Raw genomic sequence first — 4,662 nt, 5'->3', positions numbered from 1 at the left:
GAGGCCATCGTGTGGATGGTACGCTAAACAACGTTTGGCATGAACAATAAAGGAACGATCAGGCGGCACGAGCCTGTTTCGACAGATTGAGCGTCTTGCGGCCCGCAGAAGCTGCGGCTTTGTCCCAGAGAAAGTCTCCGGAAAAGGCGATGTGCTCCCATCCCACCGGGGAAGTATGCGCCAGCAGGTCCTCAGGGACGGCCGCCGATGTTGAGCGCAGATGTGTGACGGCGGTTTGCAGATAGACTGTATTCCAGTAGACGATCGCCGCGATGACGAGATTGAGGCCCGACGCCCGGTATTGCTGGGCTTCATGGCTGCGGTCGATGATCCGTCCCTGGCGGAAGGTATGGATTGCCTGGGTCAGCACATGCCGCTGCTCGCTGTTGTTGAGCCCTGCCTGACATCTCTGCCGCAGATCAGGGGTTTCGAGCCAGTCGAGCATGAACAGAGTGCGCTCGATCTTGCCGATTTCCTGGAGTGCGACGTCGAGCCGATTCTGGCGCTCATAGGCAGCAAGCTTGCGCAACATCCTGGAGGGCGCGACATGCCCGGCCTTGATTGATCCGACAAGCCGCAGCACGTCCTCCCATTGTTCCCGAATGATGTCGGTGCGGATGGTTTTGCCAAGCAGCGGGCTGATGGAGGGATAGGAACTGGCCGGTGCGATGGACGCCAGGCGTCTATCCGGAAAGTCGCGCAGGCGCGGGCAAAAGCGAAAACCCAACAGGGCGCAGAGCGCGAAGACATGGTCGGTGGCACCACCCGTGTCGGTATAATGCTCGGAGATTTTAAGCCCGGTTCCATGACTGGTCAGGCCGTCGAGCACGTATGGCGCTTCGTGTGTCGCAGCCGAGATGACCTTCACATGGTATGGGGCACGCTGATCAGACACATGCGTGTAAAAGCTGAACCCATGGTCAACGCCGTACCGGGCATTGACGTCTCCGCCCGAGGCACCGCGCTTGGCGCCGCGAAAGAACTGCCCATCAGAGCTCGAACTCGAACCGTCCCCCCAGCTCCGGGAAAATGGCAGACGATGATGAGAGTTGATGAGGACGGCCAGCGCCTTGCGATAATTTTCGTCGCGGACATAAGCGTCGTGGGTCCAGAAGAGCTGATCACGGGTAACGCCGTGACTCGCGGCAGCCATGCGTGATAGCCCCAGATTGGTAGCGTCCGCCAGAATGGCCGCGAGTAACGCATTCTCGTTGGGACAGGCTTCGCCCGTGCGCAGATTGGTAAAGGCGCTGAGGAAACCGGTAGCCTGCGCCACCTCGTGCAGCAGCTCCGTGATGCGGATTGGCGGCATCAGGGCGTTGAGCTGTTGCGCCAGGTTTTCCGCTTGCGGCGGCGTTGTCGCGCGTATCGGCGATATCTGGAGGTGCCCGTCACGAAAGCGCACCCCCTGCAAGGCGTCGCGTTTCAGGCTTTGCGCGAACTTCTTCAGGCGTTTATCCAATTCGCGAGCGCGCTGATCCAGCCATTCATTTGCCGACAGGGGCAGGTCAAGTTCGGCAATGAACGGTTTTGCCTGCTCCCTACTGAGCATGTAGCTGTCGAAGCGACGATAATTGGCCGACCGCTCGATCCACACATCGCCGGAACGCAGCTTGTTGCGCAAATGCGCGAGCGTCGCGATTTCCCACAGACGCCGGTTGGGCTTGTCATCCTGATCGATAACGATCTTCTGCCATTCCTTGCGAAACGGCATCGGTGCGTCGCCAGGTAAATCGCGTTTGCCTGCTCTGTTGAGATTCCGCAACAACGTGATCGCAGCCAGGGTCTTGGCGCCTCCTCTTCCTGCCTGGAATTCCAGCGTTTCCAGCAGATCGGGCGCGAATTTTCGAAGGGTAATATAACGCTCCGCAGCGGCTGTCAGAGGATCGAGGTCGGCAGTCCTGGCGATCGCCCCAACCTCTGACCTTGCTTTCAACAGGGTCGCCCATCCGACCGTGGCATCCAGAGTTTCCATAGGATCTCTGCCGTCGCTGGCCGCCTCGGCCAAGGCATCGATGGTCGCCTGAAACAGGCGCATCAGGCGTGCGACGTTCTTCGATGTTGCCGAAAAGCTGCGGGCCTTTGTGTTCCGTGCCCGGGTAAAGATGCTGCCGACCAGCTTGTCAGCCATGTCCAGGGCGCTGTCCGTCAGACGTTCCTCGGCATCGATCAGGAAAGCGACGAGCGTGGCGTAACGGCGTGATGGCGTGTAGCGCTCGATCATCGAGGCCGGAGATATCCGGCCTTCCCGGACGTATTGGTGAAAGCGGTCGATGTGAATGCGCTTGGCGACGACGGGATCAATCCCGATCTGTCGAACCTGTTTCAACAATTCCAGAATGCGCTTGATGTGATCCGGCTTGACGGCAACCGGTATGGTCTTGAGCGAGGCAAGTTGGCTGATGCTCCCTTCAGGCGTTGTGGCGAAAAGCCGATCCAGCGCCGTGACCTGATCGCCTGTGAGGCCCTGCGTTAACGCCTGCGCGGTCTTCCGTCGGGCCCGCGCCCGTCCCGCAATGCTGGCGCGTTCGATGGTTGAAATCGAAGGGAGTGCGATTTTGGCATGGCGTAGCGCGTCCATCACGGCCCGGACGATTACGATGCCGCTGTCCGTGGCCCAGGCTGCGTTTGCCGCAGCCTCGATCATGAACGGGATATCGACTCTCTGGGGCGCGCGCAGGCCAAGGATCGTCATCAGATCGCGGGCATGATCGGTCATCGTCTGCTCCCGCGCGGCGTAATCGGCGAGGTCGCTGCCGGAAAGCTCAAGTTGGTCTGCCACGAAGGCGACCAACGCGGATGGCGTCGATCCGACGTCCTGCACAAACTGAGCCAGTGTTGTTCCCGGGTGCCTGAGTAACGCCAGTTGCACGGCAACGCCCATCTGGGTGCGTCGCCTGCGCCGGGAACCGATGATATCCAGATCCGATGGCTCGAAAGTGTAAAGGCGGACCAGACTGTCCCGGTCTGTCGGGATGGCGAGCATCTGATCCCGTTCCTGGGCTGTCAGCAGGTGATGTTTGAGCCTGGTCACGCTGTCATTCCGTCCACAAAAGGTCAGTCTCGGCTATGGACAGCGGAGAGTAAAGAGACGCATTATGTGGACGGATATTGTCGATCCGGAATGGTCATTCACTCAGTGTCCACAGAACGGTCGTTTGGGAGACGGCGCCATGGGCGGCATTCTGGGATACGCGCGTGTCAGTACCGGTGATCAGGATGTGGCCGGGCAGCGTATGCGATTGGAAGAAGCCGGTACGATCCGTGTGTTCACCGATGTGATGTCGGGCAAGAGCATGGAGCGACCAGGACTGGACGAGCTGCTGGAATACGCACGCAAGGGCGATACGCTTGCGGTTGTGCGGCTCGACCGCCTCGGTCGTTCACTGGGAGAGTTGCTGACAACGGTGACCATGCTCCGCTCACGCGGAATAGCGTTGCTCAGCCTGGAGGAGAAAATCGACACTTCCTCCGCAGCCGGAGAGCTGATCTTCCACGTCTTCGGCGCCATTGCGCATTTTGAGCGGCGACTGATCTCAGAACGTACACGCGACGGGATTGCGGCGGCGAGGGCAAAGGGCAGGTTGCCGGGGCGGCAGCCGCTCGACAGCGACAAGGTAAGCGCGGCGCTGAAACTTATCGCGGCGAGCGTGTCGCCGGCTGAAGCGGCGCGTCAGCTCGGGATCGGGCGATCGACCGTCTATCGCGAGATGAAGCGACTTGGCGTCGCGCGGCCGACACCATCGGCTGTATCATGACAACAGACGATCAAGTGGTTCTCAGCGCGCGAGAGAAAGAAGCGCTGCGTCTGCTTCTGGTCGGCCATGACGCAAAATCCATTGCCAATACGCTTGGTCTGTCGGTGCACACAATAAATGACCGCCTACGCGATGCACGGCGCAAGCTGGGCGTTTCGAGCAGCCGTGAAGCTGCCCGACGTCTCGCCGAGATGGATGGGGGCACCCCCAATTTTGTCGGCCCCAAGGAAATTGGGGGTGTCGAAGCAGCTTCTTCGGTGGATAGGGCCAAAGAGCCAGAATTGCCGCGATCATCGGGGCATCGCCTGGCGTGGCTTACCGGAGGAATGCTTATCATGTCTCTTATCATTGCGGCCGCAGCGCTTTTGACCATCAGCGGGCAGGACGACGCCCGGGTTTCCGCCCAGAATATTTCGACAAGCATTGCCCGTCCTGCCGAAACAAAGGCATCGGCGGATGCCCGCAAATGGGTCGAATTGCTTGATGAAGGGCAGTGGGATGCAAGCTGGCAAGCCGCAGGCACACTGTTCAAGGCAAAGATCACCTCGGCGCAGTGGGCCACTACGATCCAGTCTGTACGACAACCGTTGGGACGCCCGTCATCACGCACCTTCCAAAGCGTGATGCAGACAAAAACGCTGCCGGGCACGCCGGCGGGTGACTATCAGATCATTCAGTTCCAGACGCGTTTCGCTAACAAACCCAACGCGGTTGAAACCGTCGTACTTTCTCGTGAACAGCCATATTGGCGCGTTAGCGGATATTTCATCCGCTAACTTCCGTGCTGCTTGCCGTTGTTCAACAAAGAAACAGCGACTTGCCCTCAGACAAGATCACGCTACCCAGACGTTCTTCTACTGTTCATGCTAAACGTTGTTTAGCGTACTTTCCACACGATGGCCTC

Annotated in this window: 3 protein-coding genes; 2 read left to right on the top strand and 1 reads right to left on the bottom strand. The window is 59.5% G+C overall.

Features of this window, described 5'->3' with window-relative positions; genetic code table 11:
• Positions 1-58: 58 nt before the first annotated feature.
• Positions 59-3,034, bottom strand: a complete 2,976-nt coding sequence (locus tag HNH97_RS05665) for a Tn3 family transposase (protein WP_171790193.1) — start codon at positions 3,032-3,034, stop codon at positions 59-61.
• A 64-nt stretch (positions 3,035-3,098) separates the two neighbouring features.
• Between HNH97_RS05665 and HNH97_RS05660 the strand changes: the two genes are divergently transcribed.
• Both HNH97_RS05660 and HNH97_RS05655 read left to right on the top strand, forming a co-directional pair.
• Complete coding sequence (locus HNH97_RS05660) at positions 3,099-3,758, top strand: recombinase family protein (protein WP_231100957.1); 660 nt, start codon at positions 3,099-3,101, stop codon at positions 3,756-3,758.
• Complete coding sequence (locus tag HNH97_RS05655) at positions 3,755-4,534, top strand: helix-turn-helix domain-containing protein (protein WP_081105755.1); 780 nt, start codon at positions 3,755-3,757, stop codon at positions 4,532-4,534. Before HNH97_RS05660 ends, HNH97_RS05655 begins: the two co-directional genes overlap by 4 nt.
• The last annotated feature ends 128 nt before the right edge of the window (positions 4,535-4,662 follow it).

It is taken from the genome of Gluconacetobacter entanii (assembly GCF_013155425.1).
Lineage (GTDB): Bacteria > Pseudomonadota > Alphaproteobacteria > Acetobacterales > Acetobacteraceae > Novacetimonas > Novacetimonas entanii.
The sequence above is the reverse complement of the archived record's forward strand: the minus strand, read 5'-3'. Positions and strand labels throughout refer to the sequence as shown.

Excerpts from the sequence above, each read along its gene's own strand:
- HNH97_RS05660 (WP_231100957.1), top strand. The coding sequence starts at position 3,099 with ATGTGGACGGATATTGTCGATCCGGAATGGTCATTCACTCAGTGTCCA.
- HNH97_RS05655 (WP_081105755.1), top strand. The coding sequence starts at position 3,755 with ATGACAACAGACGATCAAGTGGTTCTCAGCGCGCGAGAGAAAGAAGCG.